This window comes from Streptomyces lavendulae subsp. lavendulae (assembly GCF_002803845.1).
Taxonomy (GTDB): domain Bacteria; phylum Actinomycetota; class Actinomycetes; order Streptomycetales; family Streptomycetaceae; genus Streptomyces; species Streptomyces lavendulae.
The window spans coordinates 1787415-1807231 of sequence record NZ_CP024985.1; the positions used below are offsets into that span (position 1 = coordinate 1787415).

16 protein-coding genes are annotated in these 19817 nt (G+C 74.0%); 3 read left to right on the forward strand and 13 right to left on the reverse strand.

What is annotated here, in order from left to right:
• Positions 1-46 precede the first annotated feature (46 nt).
• Positions 47-649, reverse strand: a complete 603-nt coding sequence (locus SLAV_RS08120; RefSeq protein ID WP_037687888.1) for a cysteine hydrolase family protein — start codon at positions 647-649, stop codon at positions 47-49.
• A 113-nt stretch (positions 650-762) separates the two neighbouring features.
• Between SLAV_RS08120 and SLAV_RS08125 the strand changes: the two genes are divergently transcribed.
• Entirely contained in the window at positions 763-1770 is a 1008-nt protein-coding gene (locus SLAV_RS08125; RefSeq protein WP_030235046.1) for a GlxA family transcriptional regulator, read from the forward strand.
• The gene (locus SLAV_RS08130) at positions 1767-4574 is read left to right on the forward strand and encodes a SpoIIE family protein phosphatase (protein WP_030235048.1); all 2808 of its coding nucleotides are present in this window, start codon (positions 1767-1769) and stop codon (positions 4572-4574) included. Before SLAV_RS08125 ends, SLAV_RS08130 begins: the two co-directional genes overlap by 4 nt.
• 33 nt (positions 4575-4607) lie before the next feature.
• Here the strand turns inward: SLAV_RS08130 and SLAV_RS08135 are convergent, their stop codons facing one another.
• The 7 genes from SLAV_RS08135 to SLAV_RS08165 all read right to left on the reverse strand — a co-directional run bounded on the left by SLAV_RS08135 (position 4608) and on the right by SLAV_RS08165 (position 13041).
• Positions 4608-6665: a SpoIIE family protein phosphatase gene (locus SLAV_RS08135; protein ID WP_100660812.1), complete on the reverse strand. Its 2058-nt coding sequence runs from the start codon at positions 6663-6665 to the stop codon at positions 4608-4610.
• 679 nt (positions 6666-7344) lie between these two features.
• The gene (locus SLAV_RS08140) at positions 7345-7821 is read right to left on the reverse strand and encodes a DUF3574 domain-containing protein (protein WP_051841197.1); all 477 of its coding nucleotides are present in this window, start codon (positions 7819-7821) and stop codon (positions 7345-7347) included.
• A 161-nt stretch (positions 7822-7982) separates the two neighbouring features.
• A complete protein-coding gene (locus tag SLAV_RS08145; protein ID WP_483027320.1) occupies positions 7983-8954 on the reverse strand; it encodes an NsdA family TPR-like regulatory protein in 972 nt (323 codons plus the stop codon).
• A complete protein-coding gene (locus SLAV_RS08150) occupies positions 8873-10093 on the reverse strand; it encodes an MAB_1171c family putative transporter (protein WP_030235057.1) in 1221 nt (406 codons plus the stop codon). The genes SLAV_RS08145 and SLAV_RS08150 overlap by 82 nt, the downstream gene beginning before the upstream one ends.
• On the reverse strand, positions 10090-10455 hold the full coding sequence (locus tag SLAV_RS08155) for a BTB/POZ domain-containing protein (RefSeq protein WP_051841198.1): 366 nt from the start codon (positions 10453-10455) through the stop codon (positions 10090-10092). Before SLAV_RS08155 ends, SLAV_RS08150 begins: the two co-directional genes overlap by 4 nt.
• A gap of 392 nt (positions 10456-10847) precedes the next feature.
• Positions 10848-12035, reverse strand: coding sequence for an aromatic amino acid transaminase (locus tag SLAV_RS08160; RefSeq protein ID WP_030235063.1), 1188 nt, complete (start codon positions 12033-12035; stop codon positions 10848-10850).
• Positions 12028-13041 (reverse strand): DMT family transporter, encoded by a 1014-nt coding sequence (locus SLAV_RS08165; protein ID WP_234333752.1) that lies wholly within the window; start codon positions 13039-13041, stop codon positions 12028-12030. The genes SLAV_RS08160 and SLAV_RS08165 overlap by 8 nt, the downstream gene beginning before the upstream one ends.
• A 168-nt stretch (positions 13042-13209) precedes the next feature.
• Between SLAV_RS08165 and SLAV_RS08170 the strand changes: the two genes are divergently transcribed.
• Positions 13210-13692 carry an Lrp/AsnC family transcriptional regulator gene (locus SLAV_RS08170; RefSeq protein WP_037687891.1) on the forward strand — a complete coding sequence of 161 codons (483 nt, stop codon included), beginning with the start codon at positions 13210-13212 and terminating at the stop codon, positions 13690-13692.
• A 16-nt stretch (positions 13693-13708) separates the two neighbouring features.
• Here the strand turns inward: SLAV_RS08170 and SLAV_RS08175 are convergent, their stop codons facing one another.
• The 5 genes from SLAV_RS08175 to SLAV_RS08195 form a co-directional block, all read right to left on the reverse strand.
• Positions 13709-14227 carry an O-acetyl-ADP-ribose deacetylase gene (locus SLAV_RS08175; RefSeq protein ID WP_030235071.1) on the reverse strand — a complete coding sequence of 173 codons (519 nt, stop codon included), beginning with the start codon at positions 14225-14227 and terminating at the stop codon, positions 13709-13711.
• Positions 14227-15645, reverse strand: coding sequence for a phytoene desaturase family protein (locus SLAV_RS08180; protein WP_030235073.1), 1419 nt, complete (start codon positions 15643-15645; stop codon positions 14227-14229). Before SLAV_RS08180 ends, SLAV_RS08175 begins: the two co-directional genes overlap by 1 nt.
• Before the next feature lie 79 nt (positions 15646-15724).
• Positions 15725-16549 carry an inositol monophosphatase family protein gene (locus SLAV_RS08185; RefSeq protein WP_030235076.1) on the reverse strand — a complete coding sequence of 275 codons (825 nt, stop codon included), beginning with the start codon at positions 16547-16549 and terminating at the stop codon, positions 15725-15727.
• Between the two features lie 367 nt (positions 16550-16916).
• Positions 16917-17906: an agmatinase gene (gene speB / locus SLAV_RS08190; protein ID WP_030235078.1), complete on the reverse strand. Its 990-nt coding sequence runs from the start codon at positions 17904-17906 to the stop codon at positions 16917-16919.
• Positions 17907-18012: 106 nt separating this feature from the next.
• Positions 18013-19569: an acyl-CoA carboxylase subunit beta gene (locus SLAV_RS08195; protein WP_100660813.1), complete on the reverse strand. Its 1557-nt coding sequence runs from the start codon at positions 19567-19569 to the stop codon at positions 18013-18015.
• Positions 19570-19817 lie beyond the last annotated feature (248 nt).

Consider the following 19817-nt stretch of genomic DNA (forward strand, 5'->3'; position numbering starts at 1 on the left):
GGCCCGGCATCCCCTCAACGGGGGGGTGCCGGGCCTCGGGCGTGCCCTACGCGCCGACCGCGGTGCCGGCCGCGGAGAGCAGCCCGGCCGTGGTCACGACCCGGGCGAAGCCGCCGCCCTGGAGGTTGACGGCGGTGGCGGTGGCCAGCTCGTCGGCGGTCAGGGACAGGCCGGCCGGGCCCGCGAGGTCGAAGGTGTGGGTGGCGTCGAGCGGCACGAGCACGTCGTAGCCGAGGTTCCCGGCCATGCGGGCGGTGGTCTCGACGCACATGTTGGTCTGGATGCCGACGACGACCAGCTGGCCGATGCCCCGGGCGGTCAGCCAGGCCGCCAGGTCGGGGGTCCCGTAGAAGGCCGAGTTGACGGTCTTGGTGATCAGCGGGGCGTCGTGGCGGCGCTCCTCGACGAAGTCCTTGAGGGCGTACCCGGGCCGGTCCGGGGCCAGGACGGAGCCGGTGCGCAGCGAGGCGTGCTGCACGAGGACGACGGGGCGGCCCGACTCCCGCCAGGCGTCCATCAGCGCGGCGATGTTCTCCTCGGCGGCCGGGTTGTTGCGCGGGCCCCAGAAGGAGGCGTCGTCGAAGCCCTTCTGGACGTCGATGACGATCAGGGCACTGTCGGGGGCGATCTCGATCGCGGTCTCGGTCATGGCTCCATCGTGGCCGCCGGGCGGGGCCCGCCCCAGCGGCTCCGGGGACCGTGAACGATGGGATCCTGCCAGACTGGCAGTTCTGTCGGGCCCGGCTCTGGCAGAGTTGCCGCATGCACCGCGTCGCGATCGTCGCCCAGCCCGGGATCCGCAGCTTCGACCTCGCCGTCATCACCGAGGTCTGGGGCCCGGACCGGGCCCGGGTCGGGGTGCCGCCCTTCGAGCTGCGCCGCTGCGCGCTGCGGACCGGTCCGATCGAGCTGCCCGGCGGGCTCACCCTCACCCCCGACCGGGGCCTCGACTGGCTCAGCGCCGCCGACCTGGTCGTCGTACCGGCGCTGGCCGAGCCCGCCGACCCGACGCCCGAGCCGGTGCTGGCGGCCCTGCGGGCGGCGCACGCCCGGGGCGTCCCGGTGGCCGCCCTGTGCGCGGGGGCCTTCGTCCTGGCCGAGGCCGGGCTGCTCGACGGGCGCCGCGCGGTGACCCACTGGTGGCTCGCCCCGCAGCTCGCCGCCCGCTACCCCGCGGTGCTGGTCGAGGAGGCACCGCTGTTCGTGGAGGACGACGGGCTGTGGACCTCCGCCGGGGTGGCATCCGGGATCGACCTCTGCCTGCACCTGGTGCGCGAGGCCCACGGGTCCGAGGCCGCCGCCGCGATCGCCCGCTCGATGGTGACCGGCCCCTTCCGCACCGGGGACCACGCCCAGTACCTGGACCGGCCCACCCCGTCGGCCGACCGGACGGCCGAGGCGCTGGCCGCCGTACGGGAACGGGCCCTGCGCCGGCTGCACGAGCCGCTGGACGTGGCCACCCTGGCCCGGTGGGCCGGGATGTCGCCCCGCTCCTTCGCCCGGCACTTCGCCGCCGCCACCGGCACCACGCCCCACAAGTGGCTGCTGCGGCACCGCCTGGACGAGGCCCGCAAGCTGCTGGAACGCACCGACCACCCGGTCCCCGAGGTGGCCCGGCGGGCCGGGTTCGCCAGCGAGGTCACCTTCCGCCAGCACTTCGGCGCCCACGTCGGTCTGAGCCCGCGGGCCTACCGTGCGGCGGCGGCCGCCACCTCCGCCGCGTCCGCCGCCGCACCCCCGGGCGGCGACAGTGTTAGAAATGGCTCATGACCGGACGTTCGGGTCGGGACGGTGAAGCGCGGCCGGAGAGCCTGCCCGCGCGCCGTTCCCTGGGCCGCCGCAGCCTCTCCGGTGAGGTCTTCGCGCTCCAGGCGGTCATCGTGCTGGTGCTGATCACCGCGGCCACGCTCGCCCTGGTCTTCCAGGCCCGCTACGACAGCCGGCAGGACGCCCGCAACCGCTCCCTGGCCGCCGCCGAGGCCTTCGCCCACGCCCCCGGCCTGCCCGCCGCCCTCGCCTCCGCCGACCCGACGACCTCGCTGGAGCCCCTGGCGGAGGGCGCCCGCCGGGGCTCCGGCCTCGACTTCGTCGCCGTCATGACCAAGGACGGCGTCCGCTACACCGACTCCCGGCCCGAGCTGATCGGCAAGCGCGCCACGGGCGACCTCTCCCGCGCGGCGGCCGGACAGTCGTTCACGGAGGTGTTCTCGGGCCAGCCCAGCGACGCCGTCCGCGCCGTGGTCCCCGTACGCGACGCGCAGGGGAAGGTCGTCGGACTGGTCGCCACCGGCATCGAGGTGCGCAACGTCGGCCAGGCCCTGAGCGGGCAGCTGCCGCTGCTGCTCGGCTCGGCCGCCGGGGCCCTGCTCCTGGGGACCGCGGGCGCCGCGCTGGTCAGCCGGCGGCTGCGGCGCCAGACCCGGGGCCTGGGCGCGGCCGACATGGCCCGGATGAACGAGCACCACGAGGCGGTGCTGCACGCGGTGCGCGAGGGCGTGCTCATCGTCGACGCCGACCACCGGCTGCTGCTGGCCAACGACGAGGCCCGGCGGCTGCTGGACCTGCCCCCCGACGCCGAACGGCGGCACGTGGCCGACCTCGGCCTCGATCCGCGCACCACCGAACTGCTGGTCTCCGGCCGGGTCGCCACCGACGAGGTCCACCTGGCGGGCGACCGGCTCCTGGCCGTCAACGTACGGCCCACCCAGCCCTCCGGCGGGCGCCCCTCCGGCAGCGTCATGACCCTGCGCGACACCACCGAGCTCTCGGCGCTCTCCGGGCGCGCCGAGGTGGCCCGGCAGCGGCTCCAGCTGCTCTACGACGCCGGGGTGCGCATCGGGACCACCCTGGACGTGGTGCGCACGGCCGAGGAGCTGTCGGAGGTGGCCGTGCCGCGCTTCGCCGACTTCGTCACCGTCGAGCTGCTGGAGCCGGTGCTGCGCGGGGACGAGCCCTCCGCGGCCTCCGGGGTGCACACCGAGATGCGGCGCGCGGCCATGAGCGGCGTCCGCACCGACCAGCCGCTCCAGCCGGTCGGGGACGTCATCCGCTTCGTGGTGCCGACCGCCCCGATGGCGGCGGCCCTGGACGCCGGGCACGCGGTGCTCGCCGCCGATCTGCACGCCGCCATGGGCTGGCGGGCGCAGGATGCCGCCGGGACCCGGATCGCCCTCGACTACGGACTCCACTCGCTGATCTCCGTACCGCTCCAGGCCCGGGGTGTGGTCCTCGGCATGGCCAACTTCTGGCGGGCCGCCGACACGCCCGAGGCCTTCGACGAGGAGGACCTGTCCTTCGCCGAGGAGCTGGGGGCGCGGGCCGCCGTGTCCATCGACAACGCCCGCCGCTTCACCCGCGAGCACGCCACCGCGGTGACCCTCCAGCGCAGTCTGCTGCCCCGGGTGCTGCCGGACCTGAGCGCGGTGGACGTGGCCTTCCGGTACCTGCCCGCGAAGGCGGGGGTGGGCGGGGACTGGTTCGACGTGATCCCGCTGCCGGGGGCCCGGGTGGCGCTGGTGGTGGGCGACGTGGTGGGGCACGGGGTGCACGCCGCGGCCACGATGGGCCGGCTGCGGACCGCCGTGCACAACTTCTCCACCCTCGACATCCCGCCCGACGAGCTGCTGGGCCACCTGGACGAGCTGATCGACCGGATCGACCAGCTGGAGAACGGCAAGCCGGCCGCGGGCGACGGCGTGGACCGGGGCGCGGACGACGGCCCGGAGGTGGAGGAGACCGCCGGGATCACCGGCGCCACCTGCCTCTACGCGGTCTACGACCCGGTCTCCGGGCGGTGCACCATCGCCAGCGCCGGCCACCCCGGGCCCGCCCTGGTGCACGCGGACGGGCGGGTGGAGTTCCCCGAGCTGCCGGCCGGGCTGCCCCTCGGGGTGGGCGGCATGCCCTTCGAGACGACGGAGCTGGTGCTGCCCGAGGGGAGCCGGCTGGTGCTGTTCACCGACGGGCTGCTGGAGGACCGCGACCGGGACTTCGACACCGGTCTGGCCGTGCTCCGGGAGACCCTGGCGCAGCCGGGCCGCAGCCCCGAGCAGGCCTGCGCGGACGTCCTGGCGGCGCTGCTGTTCCCGGCGCCGAGCGACGACATCGCGCTGCTGATCGCCGACACCCGGCGGCTGGATCACGGCCGGATCGCGGAGTGGGAGGTACCCGGCGACCCGGTGGCCGTCTCGCGGGTGCGCCGGGAGGCCTCGGAGCAGCTGGCGGCGTGGGGGATGGAGGAGGTCTCCTTCCCGGCCGAGCTGGTGCTCAGCGAGCTGATCACCAATGCCATCCGGTACGGGAACGAGCCGATCCGGGTCCGGCTGCTGCGGGACCGCAACCTGATCTGCGAGGTGTCCGACGGCAGCAGCACCTCCCCGCACCTGCGGTACGCGGCCACCACCGACGAGGGCGGGCGCGGGCTGTTCCTGGTCGCCCAGTACGCCGACCGGTGGGGCACCCGGTACGCGGAGCGCGGCAAGGTCATCTGGGCGGAGCTGTCCCCGTCGGACGGCGGCGGGGCGGCGCTGCCGGGGGCGCTGGACCTGGACGCGCTGGAGGACCTGGCCTGGTGACGGGGGGCGGGGGCCGGGGGCGGGCGGGTCGCCTCAGAGCGGGCGGGGGCGGGCCAGCAGCACCGCCACGTCGTCCTGGGGCGCCGCGGGCAGCAGCCCGGCCAGAATGCCCTCGCACAGCGCCTCCAGGGGCTGTGCGGCCCCCCGCAGCGCCCGCGCGAGCCGTTCCATGCCCTCGTCGAGGTCCCGGTCGCGGGCTTCGATCAGCCCGTCGGTGTAGAGGGCGAGCAGCGTCCCCGGGGGCAGCGGGACCTCCTGGAGGGGAAAGTTGCGGCCGCCGGTGCCCAGCGGGGTCCCGGGCGGGCCCTGGAGGAAGGAGACGGTGCCGTCGGCGGCCGCCACGGCGGGCGGCGGGTGGCCGGCGCGGGCCATGACGCAGCCGCCTGCCGCCGGGTCGTGGACGGCGTACACGCAGGTGGCCATCTCGTCCTCGCCGAGGTCCGCGACGGCGGCGTCCAGGGAGCGGAGCATCCGGTCGGGCGGCACGTCGTGGCGGGCGAGGGTGCGCACGGCGGTGCGCAGCTGGCCCATGACGGCGGCTGCGTGGATGCCGTGGCCCATCACGTCGCCGATGACCAGGCCGGTGCGGCCGCCGGGCAGCTGGATGACGTCGAACCAGTCCCCGCCCACGTCGTGGTCGCTGGCGGGCAGGTAGCGGCCGGTGAGTTCCAGGCCGGGGACCTCGGGCAGGGCGCTGTTGGTGAGGCTGCGCTGGAGGGTCAGGGCGGCCCTGCGCTGGGTGGTGTACATGCGGGCGTTGTCGATGTTGAGGGCGGCGCGGGCGACGAGTTCGTCGACGAGGACGCAGTCCTGTTCGTCGAAGGGCTCGCGTCCGCGCAGCCGGGTCACGGCGACGGCGCCGAGGACCTTGCCGCGGGCGACCAGGGGGACCATGCGGGCGCAGCCCAGGGAGGCGAGGTAGGAGCGCAGCTCGCCGGCCCGGGGGTCGGTGATCAGGGCGGGGACGTCGGCGCTGTAGAGGTTCATCGGGATGCCGTCCTCGATGACCCGTTCGTACGCCGTGCCAGCCGGGATCCGGAAGGTCTGGCCGGGCTTGAGCCGGGCGGTCGGCGCGAAGGGGTCGGGGAAGACCGCCGCGAGCCTGCGCAGGAGCCCCTGGGTGGAGGCGCCGGCCTCGTCCGGTTCGAGCACCGATTCGAGGAGCTGTACGTCGGCCGAGTCGGCGAGCTCCGGCACCAGCAGGTCGACGATCTCCTGGGCGGTCTGGCGCAGGTCCAGGGTGGTGCCGATGCGGGTGCCGGCCTCGGCGAGGCGGGCGAAGCGGGAGCGGGCGCGTTCGGCCTCCAGCTGGGCCCGCTGGCCCTCGGTGATGTCGATGAGGGAGGCGATCACGCCGAGGGGGCGGCCGGAGCCGTCGAGCAGCGGGGCGTAGGAGCAGGACCAGGTGTGGTCGTGGTCGGGGTCGGCGGGGGTGCGGCCGGTGCGGCGGACGTCGACGACGGCGGTGCCGGACTCCAGCACCCGGCGCATGGTGGCCTCCAGGGCGACGGCGTTGACCCCGGGCACGACCTCGGTGAGGCGTCTGCCGAGGTGCTCGGCGGCGGAGGCGCCGTTCATCCGGGCGAGGGCGTCGTTGACGCGCAGGAAGCGCAGGTCGGTGCCGAGGGTGGCGAGGCCGATCGGCGACTGGGTGAACAGGCTCTGCAGGGCGGCGAGGGAGTCCCGCATGTGCAGGACCTCGGAGGTCTCGACGGCGATGAGCATGGCACCCGTACGGCCCTGCGGGTCGGCTGCGGGCACGATCCACATCTCCATCGTCACCCGGTGGCCGTCACGGTGGCGCACGGGCAGGGTGCCGACGACGGTCTCCCCGGCCTGGACCCGGCGGGTCAGTTCCCGGGCGAGTTCGCGGTTGGCCTCCGGTACGAGGACGGCGTTGCCGGGCCGGCCGAGGATGTCCTCGGGGCGGTGGCCGAGCAGGTCCTGGGCGGCCAGCGACCACTCGACGACGCGGCCGTCCGCGTCCTCCCGCCACAGGGCGATCGGCAGCAGCTCGCGCAGTACGCCCGCGTACCCGACGGCCGCCGTCGGCGGATCGGGCACCTCGCTCGTCGACTGGTACGTGTCCAATGCACCGACCTCACCCCGGGGGGTCCGATTCCTACCGATTCACCCTATCCGAGGGTTCTGCCCGGGGCGCTGCGTCCGGAGAGAGCCAGGGCAGGACGAAGGTGATCCACAGGAGGACGGGGTACAGGGCCGGCGCGGCCCAGGGCCAGGACCAGGGGCGGCAGGGCCAGGGCCACCGCCCCGGCGGCGAGCACGGCGGGCAGCGGCCACCGGGGCCGCAGCCGCGCGACGGCCGCCCCGAGGGCGGTCATGGCGAAGGCGCAGAGCGGGACGTGGGCCGGGAGCGACGTCGATGTCCACGTCCCGGTAGCCGCAGCGTTCGAGCACGCCCCGGTAGACGGCCGTGCCGGGGCTCCCGGGGCACGGTGGCCCCTCGGCGGGGCCGGGCGCCGCCGCACGCAGCCGGGCCATCTCACAGCAGGCCCCGCCCATCCAGACGGCGAGGCCGCCCCGCCCCGCATGGCGACGGCCAGCCGGAGCTCGGCGCTGCGCGGGGAGCCCGCGGCCGTCCTCACGCCTCCACGCCGACCCCGATCAGACCCCGCGCATGCCGGGGCGTGCGGGGCGGGATCCGGGGGACGGAGGGAACCGCCGGGGCCGGCCCGCCGGTTCCGCGCCGCCCGTACCGGGCCGTCCCGCCACGCTCCGCGCGGCTCCGGTCAGCCGGCCGGCCGGCCGGTCAGAAGTCCACCTGCGCGCGCACGTCGGCGCGGCCGACCGACTCCAGCTCCCAGGTCTTGCAGTACAGGCCCCGGATGTACTCGATGTCGGCGTTGCGGGCGTGGGCCTCGCGCACCGGGTACATCACGGTCAGCTCGTACGATCTCTCGCGGTTGATGTCGCCCTCCTTGTCCCGCCACTGTCCCCGGGCCTCCTGGAGGGTGAGCCCGGAGGGGAAGCGCGGGGTGATCACGTCGGCGACGAACTTCATGAACTCCTCTTCGGTGATGGGCGGGTTGCCGTTGTGGCGGCCGGTGCCGAAGTAGAGGTGCGTCGAGATGTACGGGCTGCCCTCCTCGGCGACGTTCTGCTCGCTCGCCGCCGAGGCCTCGTGCGTACCGAAGGCGGCCTCCGAGGCGGGGCCGCCCAGTGCGAAGAGGAGGGCCGCCGCCGCCAGGAAGGCGGCCGCGGGCGTCGAGATCCGGATGGATCGCATGTCGTCGTCCTGTCTGTCGTGTCGGATCGGGTCGTGCCCGGTCGTGTCGGATCGGATCGGGTCAGGTGGGATCGGGTCGGGGCAGGTGGGATCGGGTCGCGTCGGGGCCGGTCCGGCCGGGCCGGGTCCGGCCGGGGTGCTCCCCCGGCCCGGCCGGGGGCTCAGGCCGGCAGCGACTCCAGCAGGAAGTCCGCCGCGTCCCGTACGCCGCCCGGCGCGCCCGCGCACCCGCGCAGGCCCGCCGCCGTCCGGCCGAGGGTCTCGGTCGTGCGGACCGACCCGATGCCCGCCGCGCGCGGGGCCACCTGCGCGATCAGGTCCTCGGCCTCCCGCCAGGCCCCGGCCCCCGCCAGGGCGGAGAGCAGCTCCGCCGTGAACAGGTGCCGGTACGCGGGTCCGGGGGCGGTGGCCGCCTGGTGCAGCAGGGGGATGGCCCGGTCCCAGCGCCGCAGTCTGGCCTGGACCCAGCCGTGGTGACCGAGCAGCTCTGCCTCGTCGATCCACCAGGCCCAGTGCGGGTCGCGGCGCGAGACGCCGTCCAGGAACCGGCTCCGGGCGCGTGCGATCAGCTCCAGCGCCTCGGTGCGCGCGCCGAGCAGGGCCGTCGCGTGCGCCCGGCGGACCAGGACCAGGGCGGCGACGCGGGCGGGCAGCGGGCGGGGCCCGCACACCCGGTCCGCGCTCAGCAGTGCGGCGCGCGGGTGGCCCGTGTGGGTCGTGAGCATGCTGTCGTTGAGCAGGACCAGCCGCGCCGTCCAGCGGTCGCCGCACAGCCGGGCGAGGGCGAGCGCCCGCGCGTTCATCCGGTGGGCCGGGCGGTAGCGGCCGGCGTCGAAGAGGATCCAGCCGATCACCCCGGACAGTTCGGCGAGGGCCGCGAGCCGGTCGGCGTCCCCGTCGCGCAGGGCGCCGGGGGCGGCCGACAGCTCCGGGACGCGCCGCACGGTCTCCCGTACGGCGGGCAGGGCGGCGCTCGCCCCCCGCTCGGTGTCGAGGGCCACGAGGCGCCGGACGGCCGCCAGGGCCACGGCCGCGGACACGGCGGGCGGCGTCATGACAGCAGGCCGGCGCCGACCGGACCGGGACGGCTCTGGCCGAGGGCGTTGAAGGAGTCGGCGACCCTGGTCAGCCATTCCACCTCGTCGCGGAAGTCCTCGTAGGGCGGCCGTGCCGGGATGTCGGACTCGGCGTCGGCCCGCTCCGCCCGCTCGGCGCGTTCCTCGGCGGGACGGCTCAGGACGGCGCGCACCTGGAGGGCCTCACCCAGCGGGGAGGTGGGGTCCTCGGGGAGGTCCAGTGAGCGCGCGACGCGGGAGAACTCGGCCATCGAGAGCGCGGTGCGCAGGATCAGCTGACCGTCCCGTATCTCGATCACCCGCCGGTAGAGGCTGTACTGGGGGTCGCGGGGCGGGACCAGGTCGCCCAGCCAGGACCGCGGCGGGTCGAGGGCGATGTCGGGCGACGCCTGGTACAGCGCCCACCACAGGGGCCGCAGCCGCAGGTACGAGCGGTAGCTGCGGATCCAGCCGCGGGCGCGCGTGATGCGGATGCCCCAGGAGGGAATGGTCCAGCCGGCGATCTGCAGCAGGGCGCCGACGCTGCCGCTGGTCCACTGGATGGGGTCGAGGGCGGCCGCGTCGAAGCCCAGGCGCGTGCCCGCGATCTGGATGCCCCGGGTGACGCAGTAGACCAGGATCAGGCTGGCGCCGACGGTGACCGTGCGCATGCCGACCTTGAGCCACTGGCGGTTGACCATCCCGGTGAAGCGCAGCGACAGCCGTACCGTCTCGAACTGCCCGACGGCGCACACCAGCAGGTAGAACGACATGTAGAGGGCGTATCCGCCGTGCTGGATGCTGAGCAGGATCGTGGAGGTGGCGGTCTCCGAGTGGGCCACGGGGCCGACGACGAAGGAGGAGACCACCAGCACGGTGAGGGCCGCGCCGAAGACGAGTACGCGGCGGCGCGCCATGCGCGGGGCCTCGGCGGGCGGCGCCGACCAGTAGACGAGGACGACCTGTTGGGCCGCGGTGAGCACGACCACCGCCGCCTGGGTGATCAGGGAGGTGATGTTCGGCAGTCCGAAGAAGCCGGAGATGTGCAGCCGCAGCTGGTCCAGGTCGACGAGGAAGCTGATCCCGGAGCAGAGGAAGTAGGTGCACAGGGCCCACAGGGCGACGTCGCGCCGGCGGCGCAGCAGGTCGGGGAGGCGGTAGCCGAAGGCCGCGAGGCCCACGAAGGCGCAGACCCACGCGAGGATCGTGTAGATCACGCGGGCCCCTGGTCGGGTCGGCCGAGTCCGCTCTCGATGCGGGCCACGATCTCCGCGGCCTCGTCCGGGACACCCCAGGCCGGTTCCGTCCAGCGCTTGGCGGCGCGGGCCAGGATCAGGGAGGCCATGGTCTCGGCCTCCTGCTCCTCGTCGTCGCTGTAGCGGGAGCGCATGAGCATGCTCCGCACGGCTTCGGGCTCGACGTCGGGCAGGAGCAGGCTCGGATCGGCCGGGTCGTCGCGGTCGAGTCGCACCGAGCCGCTGTGGTCGAAGGCGATGTGGGCGAGTTCGTGCGCGATGATGTGTTCTTTGTGCGAAGGCGTTGCCGCCTGCTCGAACACGATGACGTCGAAGTCATCCATTTTCAGCCAGATTCCGAACAAGTGCCGTTCGGGGAAGGGCGTGGCCAGCAAATGGATGGGGCGTTGGCGGCGCTCGCTGAGACGGTGCAGGAGTTCGTCGATTCCGCAGCCGTGTTCCATGCCCCACTCCGCGAGCAGGGCTTCACACGTATGACGGACCTTCTTGAGGCGGCGCCTGAGCCGCCTGTCCTCCGACGCCGGTAAGCCGGTGCCAGGTAACTTCATCCCTCAGTCCTCCGGCGAACCCAGCGGTCGGACAACGCGGCCATGATGCCACACGCCCAACTCCCGGCTGTTCGACGTACGTTCTATCCGGCCATTCCCCCCGGCAATCCGGCCGCAGCCCCTGTGAACTGCGGCCGGATCGCGGTGGTGGCGCGGTGCGGAGACCCTCAGCGCGTGCCGAGGACCGCCGCTATGCCGCGCGCGAGACACGGGATCCGGTCGGCCGGAATGCCCGCGATGTTGATCCGGCCGGCGGTGGTTCCGTAGATCGCGTGCTCCCTGCGCAGCCGGAGCATCTCCTGCGAGGTGAGCGGCAGCATCGAGAACATGCCCCGCTGGCGCGCGAGCGACCGGGCCGGCCCCTCGTGGCCGTGGGCGCCCAGCAGGGCGGTCAGCTCGGACCGGTTGGCCTCGATCCGGCCCCGCATGGCGTCCAGTTCGGCCCGCCACAGCGCCGTCAGGCCCTCGTCCTCCAGGACGGTCGTCACGACGGCGGCCCCGTGCTCGGGCGGCATCGAGTACAGGGTGCGGGCGGCGTTCTGCAGGGCCGTCTCGGCGTGCCGCACCGAACGGTCCGACGCGCCGAGGACGATGGCGCAGCCGGTGCGGTCGCTGTAGAGGCCGAAATTCTTCGAGCAGCTCACGGCGATCAGCATCTCCGGGACCCGCGCGGCCAGGTGGCGCGTGGCCCACAGGTCGGCCTCCAGGCCGTCGCCGAGCCCGTGGTAGGCGAGGTCGACGAACGGCACCCAGCCGTGGCGCACCGCCAGTTCGGCCAGCGCCGCCCAGTCCTCGCGGGAGGGGTCGGCCCCGGTGGGGTTGTGGCAGCACCCCTGGAGCAGGACCACGTCGTCGCGCCCCGCCCGCGCCAGATCCGCGAGGACGCCCGCGGAGTCGAAGCCGCCCTCGTCGTCGCACCAGCCGTACGTGCGCACCCGGAGCCCGGCGGCCTCCAGGATCGGCCGGTGGTTCACGTACGCCGGGTCGCTGATCCACACCGTGGTCCCCGGGCGGGTCCGGCAGATCAGGTCGGCCAGCAGCCGCAGCGCGCCGGAGCCGGCGACGGTCTGGACGGCCGCGGCCCGGTCGGCTTCCGCGCCGGGCCCCAGCACCATGGCGAGCAGGGCGCGGTTGAAGGCGGCGTTGCCGGAGAGCCCCCGGTACTCCTTGGACTCCGAGCGCTCCGCGAGGCGGATCTCGGCCTCCCGCACGGCGGCCATGACGGGGGTGCGGCCGGAGGGGTCGCGGTAGACGCCGAGGACCAGGTTGAGCCGCTCGGCGCGCTCGTCGGAGCCGAACTCGTACGTCAGGTCCCACAGCGGGTCGGTGGGCGGCGGCGGGAGGAGCTCAAGCATCTGCGGGGACCTCGGGGCGGGGGCGGGGGCGGGCGGTGGCGGAACGGGCACCGGCGGAACGGCGGTTGGCGAGCACGACGCCGACGGTGATCAGGGGGACGCCGATCAGCACGGCGGTGGTCGGGGACTCGCCGAGCAGCGGGATGGCGAGGAGGACGACGGCCACGGGGCTGAGGCTGCCGACGACGGAGCTGCGCTCCGCGCCGAGCCGGCGGATGGCGAAGGCGTAGAGCAGGCCGGCGCACAGTCCGACGCCGATCCCCTGCACCACGAGGAACAGCGCGATGTCGCCGCGTGCCGCGTGGGCGAGGCCGGTCGGGAGCACCCCGGTCAGCACCAGCAGCCCGATCACCGCGAAGGAGGGCAGGCACAGGAGCCCGATCGAGCCGACGGGATCGAGGTCCACGTCGCGCAGGCCCACCGTGTACAGGGCCCACAGGCCGCTGGCCACCAGCAGGGTGCCGGCGCCCTCCAGGACGTCGGCGTCGACCGGGACCACGTAGCGCCAGACGAGGGCGGCCACACCGAGCGCGATCAGCGCGAGCCCGGCGATCTGGGTCCCCCGGGGCAGGCCGCGGCCGCGGGCGGCCATCAGGGCGGCGACGAAGAGCGGGACCATCCCGGGGACGATCGAGCCGACGAAGGCCGCGGAGGTGAGGGCACCGCCGTGCATGGCGGCCAGGAAGAAGGGCACCCCGGCCCCGCAGATGATCTTGGCGGCCGCGCCCGGCCGCACGGCGGCGATGCGCCGGCGCCGACGCCACAGGGCGGGCGCCAGGACGAGCAGCGGGACCCCGAAGCGCAGCAGCGCCGCGTCGGCGGGGCGCAGTGTGGAGGCGCTCAGGGCGCGGGCGCTGAGGGCGAAGGCGGCCCAGATGGCCACCGTGACCAGCAGCGCCGCCATGCCCCGGGCCTGGGGGGAGAGACCGAGCCGGCCGGGGTGTCCGGCCGGCGCGCTCACCGTGTGGGGAGGCTCGGCCGCTCGGGTGGTGTTCGTCGCGACCAAGGGAAGTGACTCCAGCCTCTGCTACACGGACCGGTCCGGTCCGCTCCCTGGCAACGCTAGGGCCTGGGGCGGGGCAGCCGATTGCCAGTTCTGCCGCTCGGACATACGTTTGGGGCAGAATCTGCCAAGGAGTGGCGAAGAACAGCCGAGGAGCGCCGGAAAGTGGCCATGGACGCGGTCGATCTGCAGATCATCCGGGAATTGCAGGCCGACGGCCGGCTGTCGAACCAGGACCTCGCCGACCGGGTGCGGCTCTCCCCCTCGCCCTGTCTGCGCCGCGTCCGGCGGCTGGAGGAGGCGGGCCTGATCCGCGGCTACACGGCCATGGTCGACCAGGTCGCCTTCGGGCTGCCGATCACCGTCTTCGTCCGCATCCGCCTGGAGCGGCACACCGCGGATGCGGTCCGCCTCTTCGAGGAGCACGTCGCCGTCATCGAGCACATCCAGGACTGCTACCTGATGGCGGGCAGCAGCGACTACCTGTTGCGGGTGGTCATCGAGGACCTGGAGGCGTACGAGTCCCTGGTGCGCCACCGGATCCACGCCATCCCGGGGATCGCCTCGATCGAGTCGAGCTTCGCGTACGGCAGCGTGAAGCAGTCCCGCACCTACCCCCGTCCCACCCCGGGCAGCTCGGCGCGCCGCCTCTGACGGGCGGCGGCCGGGCCTACGGCGCCGCCGCGACCGCCGCCGCGAAGGCGGCGTGGGCCTTCGCGTCGAAGAGCACGAAGCGGACCTCCTCCACCCGGGTCCGGGCCGCCCGGACGGTCTCCACCGCGATCCGGGCCCCGTCGTCCATCGGCCAGCCGTAGATCCCGGTGGAGATCGCGGGGAACGCGACCGTACGCGCGCCCAGCTCGTCGGCGACCCGCAGCGACTCCCGGTAGCAGGAGGCCAGCAGTTCCGAGCGGTCCTCGTCCCGCGACCAGACCGGGCCGACGGTGTGGATGACGTGCTCCGCCGGGAGGCGGCCCGCCGTGGTGGCGACCGCGCGGCCGGTCGGCAGGCCCTTGCCGTAGTGGGAGCGCCGCAGGTCCTCGCAGGCGGCGAGGATCTCCGGGCCGCCGCGCCGGTGGATGGCGCCGTCGACTCCCCCGCCGCCGAGCAGCGAGGAGTTCGCGGCGTTGACGACCGCGTCCGCCTCCTCGGCGGTGATGTCCCCCTGGACGAGGGTGATGCGCACCATCACGAGGCCTTTCGCAGGTGCCGCCAGACCGCTTTGGCGGCGTTGTGGCCGGACATCCCGTGGACGCCCGGGCCCGGCGGGGTCGCCGAGGAACAGAGGAAGACGGCCGGGTGGGCCGTGGCGTACGGGAACAGGGTGGGCTTCGGCCGGAGCAGGAGCTGGAGGCCGGAGGCGGCGCCGCAGGCGATGTCCCCGCCGACGTAGTTGGGGTTGCGGGCGGCGAGCTGCGGCGGTCCGGCCGTGGCGCGGGCCAGCACCAGGTCGCGGAAGCCCGGGGCGAAACGCTCCAGCTGCCGCTCGACGGCGTCGGTGAGGTCGCCGTCCCAGCCCGCGGGGACGTGCCCGTAGGCCCAGAAGACGTGCTTGCCGCTCGGGGCCCGGCCGGGGTCGACCAGGCTGGGCTGGGCGGTGATGAGGAAGGGGCTGCGGGGTGCCCGGCCCCCCGCGACCAGCTGGAGGGCGGCGTCGATGTCCCGGCTGCCGGGGCCGACCTGTACGGTGCCGGCCCGGCGGGGGGCCTCGGCGGTCCAGGGCACCGGGCCGTCGAGGGCGTAGTCGATCTTGAACGCGGAGGCGCCGTAGCGGTAGCCGTCGTACGCGCGGCCCAGGCGGGCGATCCGGGCCAGGGCGGTCGGCGAGGTGTCGAAGACGTACGCGCGGGCCGGCGGCAGGTCGTCGAGCCGCTTGACCTCGAAGCCGGTGTGCACGCTGCCGCCGAGGTCCGCCAGGTACCCGGCGAGCGCGTCGGAGATCGACTGCGAGCCGCCGCGCGCCATCGGCCAGCCGCCCGCGTGCGCGGCCAGCGCGAAGACCAGGGCGACCGCGCCGGTCCCGATCCCGTTCAGCGGGGCGATGACGTGCGCCACGAGCCCGGCGAACAGGGCCCGCCCACGGTCGTCGCGGAAGCGGCGCAGCAGCCAGGTGGAGGGCGGCAGGCCGGCCAGGCCGAAGCGGGCCAGGGTCAGCGGGTCCCGGGGCAGGGCGGTGCTGGGCAGGGACATGAAGTCCCGGGCGAGGGTGTCCCATTTGCCGAGGTAGGGCTGGACGAGACGGCGGTACGCGCCCGCGTCGCGGGGCCCCAGGGAGGCCGCGGTCTCGGCGACGGAGCGGGAGAGCACGGCGGCCGTTCCGTCGTCGAAGGGGTGCGCCATGGGCAGCGGGGGGTGCAGCCACTCCAGCCCGTAGCGCCCCAGCGGCATCGTCGCGAAGACGGGGGAACCGGCGCCCAGCGCGTGCACCGCCGAACAGGGGTCGTGACGGAAGCCGGGGAGGGTGAGCTCCTCGGTGCGGGCACCGCCCCCGATGCCGTCCGCCGCCTCGAACACGGCAACGGAGCAGCCCCGGCGGGCCAGTTCGACCGCGGCCGTCAGGCCGTTGGGCCCCGCCCCCACCACGACTGCGTCGAGAATCGACGGCACTGACAGCTCCTTCGTCCGGCGGCGGCCTGCGCTGCCAGGATATTCCGCCCGTCCATACGGGTTCTGCCCGGCCGGGTGGCTACGCGCCCCGCAGCAGCTCGCGGATCCGTACGGCGGTGGCCTCGTCGCGCCCCACCGCGAAGGGCAGGGCGTTGTCCCGGTCCACCCGGAAGGGGACGCCGTCGACGGTGGACTGGGCGCCGCCCGCCTCGGCGACCAGCAGCAGCCCGGCCGCGTGGTCCCAGGCCGAGGGCCAGGTGAACGCCAGGCCGTCCATCTCGCCCCGGGCCACCTTCAGGTACTCCAGGCCGGCCGAGCCGCAGGGCCGGGCGGCGACGCCGGGCACGTCGAGCCGGGCCAGGGTCCACTTGTCCTCCTCGGAGGTGTAGAGGGGGTGGGCCATCGCCACCCGCAGCGCCTCCCCGGGTCGCGGCGAACCGGCGTGGATCCGCTCGCCGTTGACGTACGCACCTTCCCCGCGGACGGCGGTGGCCAGCTCGTCGAGCGCCGGGGCGAAGGTCCAGGAGGCGAGTATCTCGCCGTGGTGGGCCAGCGCGACCAGGGTGCAGAAGGCGGGATCACCGTTCACGAACTGCCGCGTCCCGTCGACGGGATCGACGATCCAGACGGGCGCGTCGCCGCGCAGGGCGCCGTACACGTGGGGGTCGGCGTGCACTGCTTCCTCGCCGACCACGGCCGAGCCGGGCAGCAGCTTCGTCAGCGAGGCAGTCAGGTGTTCCTCGGCGAGCCGGTCGGCGATGGTCACCAGGTCGTGCGGGCCGCTCTTCTGGTCGACCTCGTGCGCGGCGAGCTGCCGGAACCTCGGCATGATCTCCACCGCCACCGCCTCGCGGACGGCCTCCTCGACTGCGGACAGGTCCTGGGCCGAAAAATCATCGATCATGGCCCCAGCAAAGCACGGCGGGGGGACGAACCCCACCCCCGGCCCCGTCCGTCCGTCATCCACGAGATGACGGACGGGTGAACAGGCCTCCGGTCCGGCACGCACCCGCTTGACTCTGTAAGTAAAGTTTCCTAACTTGATGCCGCGCCGCCCCGGCGCCCGCGCACGCCTCCCGTGAACTCTATGAACACAATGATGTGGCGCGCCCCGGAGTGGGATATTTCTGGGACTCCCACACCCTCCGGGGTGCGATGCCGTATGCGCTTCAACAATTCCGGCACCCTCGGATATCCCGCTTTTGTCCAGGCGAAAGCGAAGAACACAAGGCAGCGGCCGGCGCATGATGCACCGGCCGCTCTTCCCGCCTTTACTTCGACATTCCCCAGCGGACCGGAGCTATCTGCTTCGACATGATCGTGATGAGCTCGTACGCGGCGTGCGACGCGGCGACCGAGGTAATCCCGGCGTGGTCGTACGCCGGCGCGACCTCCACGATGTCGGCGGAGACCAGGTGGCAGTCGGCGAGGCCGCGCAGGATCTCCAGCAGCTCGCGGGAGGTCATACCGCCGGCCTCCGGGGTCCCGGTGCCGGGGGCGTGCGCGGGGTCCAGGACGTCGATGTCGATGGAGATGTACAGCGGACGGTCGCCGACCCGCTCGCGCAGCTGCTGGGCGATCTCGTCCACCCCGCGCCGCATGACGTCCGCCGAGGTCACGATGCCGAAGCCGAGCTTGGCGTCGTCGTCGAGGTCCTTCTTGCCGTAGATCGGGCCACGCGTGCCCACGTGGCAGAGGGCGGAGGTGTCGATGACGCCCTCCTCCACGGCCCGGCGGAAGGGCATCCCGTGGGTGTACTGCTGGCCGAAGTACTCGTCCCAGGTGTCCAGGTGGGCGTCGAAGTGCAGGACGGCGACCGGCCCGTGCTTCTTGGCCACCGAACGCAGCAGCGGCAGCGCGATGGTGTGGTCGCCGCCGAGCGTCATCAGCCGGGAACCGCCGGCCAGCAGCTCGTCGGCGGCGGCCTCGATCGTCTCCACCGCCTCGTTCGCGTCGAACGGGTTGGCGCTGATGTCACCGGCGTCGGCGACCTGGCTGTAGTGGAAGGGGTAGACGTCCTGTGCCGGGTTGTAGGGGCGCAGGGTGCGGGAGGCCTCGCGGATGGCGTTGCCGCCGAACCGGGCTCCGGGCCGGTAGCTGACACCGCCGTCGAACGGGACGCCGACCACGGCGATGTCCGCCTTCTCCACCTGGTCGATGCGGGGGATGCGGCCGAACGTGGCCTGACCGGCGAAGTGCAGCGTCCGGTCGGTCTCGGTCGGCGGCAGCGGCGGGGTCGGTCCGTTGGGCTGGGCGGTCATGGTGCGGTCTGTGCCTTTCCGGGTACGGCGGCCTGGCGCCCGGTCACCGGGCCAGGTGGGGGGAGGGAGGAGCGGGGGCGCCGGGCGCGCGCCCGGTCCGCGCTCGTTACTGCGGCGGGTTGCCGTGCTTGCGGGACGGCAGATCGGCGTGCTTCGTGCGGAGCATCGCGAGGGCGCTCACGAGCACCTCGCGGGTCTCGGCGGGGTCGATGACGTCGTCCACGAGGCCGCGCTCGGCCGCGTAGTACGGGTGCATCAGCTCGGCCTTGTATTCCTTGACCATCCGGGCGCGCATCGCCTCGGGGTCCTCGGCGTCCGCGATCTGCTTGCGGAAGATGACGTTGGCCGCGCCCTCGGCGCCCATGACGGCGATCTCGTTGGTCGGCCAGGCGTAGGTGAGGTCGGCGCCGATGGACTGGGAGTCCATGACGATGTACGCGCCGCCGTAGGCCTTGCGCAGGATCAGCGAGATCCGCGGCACGGTGGCGTTGCAGTACGCGTACAGCAGCTTGGCGCCGTGGCGGATGATGCCGCCGTGCTCCTGGTCGACGCCCGGCAGGAAGCCGGGGACGTCCAGCAGTGTGACGATCGGGATGTTGAAGGCGTCGCAGAGCTGGACGAACCGCGCGGCCTTCTCGGAGGCGTGGATGTCCAGGACGCCGGCGAGGTGGCCGGGCTGGTTGGCGACGATGCCGACGACCTGGCCGTCCAGCCGCGCGAGGGCGCAGATGATGTTGCGGGCCCAGCGCTCGTGGATCTCCAGGACGTCGCCGTCGTCGACGAGCTCCTCGATCACCTTGAGCATGTCGTACGGGCGGTTGCCGTCCACGGGCACGAGCGTGAGGAGGGCCTCCGACCTGCGGTCGGCCGGGTCGGTGGCCGCGAAGTGCGGCGGGTTCTCGCGGTTGTTGGAGGGGAGCATCGTGATGAGGTAGCGGACCTCGGAGATGCAGGTCTCCTCGTCGTCGTACGCGAAGTGCGCAACGCCCGAGGTCTCGGCGTGCACGTCCGCGCCGCCGAGGCCGTTCTGGGTGATCTCCTCGCCGGTCACCGCGCGGACCACGTCCGGGCCGGTGATGAACATCTGCGAGGTGTCGCGGACCATGAAGACGAAGTCCGTGAGCGCCGGGGAGTACGCGGCGCCGCCGGCGCAGGGGCCGAGCATGACCGAGATCTGCGGGATGACGCCCGAGGCCTTGGTGTTGCGCTGGAAGATGCCGCCGTACCCGGCGAGCGCCGAGACGCCCTCCTGGATGCGGGCGCCCGCGCCGTCGTTGAGGGAGACCAGCGGGGCACCGGCCGCGATGGCCATGTCCATGATCTTGTGGATCTTCGTGGCGTGGGCCTCGCCCAGCGCGCCGCCGAAGATCCGGAAGTCGTGCGCGTAGACGAAGACCGTACGGCCCTCGACGGTGCCCCAGCCGGTGATGACACCGTCGGTGTAGGGCTTCTTGGCCTCCAGGCCGAAGCCGGTGGCCCGGTGCCTGCGGAGCTGCTCGACCTCCTTGAAGGAACCCTCGTCGAGCAGGAGCGCGATGCGCTCACGCGCGGTCAGCTTGCCCTTGGCGTGCTGCGCTTCGGTCGCCCGGTCACTCGGCCCGCGCCGCGCCCGCTCGCGCAGATCGTGCAGCTCGGTCACTTTCCCGGTGAGGTTCGTCGTCATGTGCCCTCTCCACCCCGGCCCCGCGAGGCGGGCGGCTCATCGCTTCCCGCGGACCGCAGAAGGCCCGCGCCCCGCCATTAAACGAGTCACCGTCACAGGACCTCCACCTCCTCCGACCCCTAATCTGCGTGCGGCCACCCCTAGAGCAGAAGAGGCCGAATAGGCACCATTTGAGGTTCCCTTGAGGTTTCCGGAAGGTTATCGAACGTGCCCCCGAGAAGAACATGTCGATTCCGCGAACCAACCGG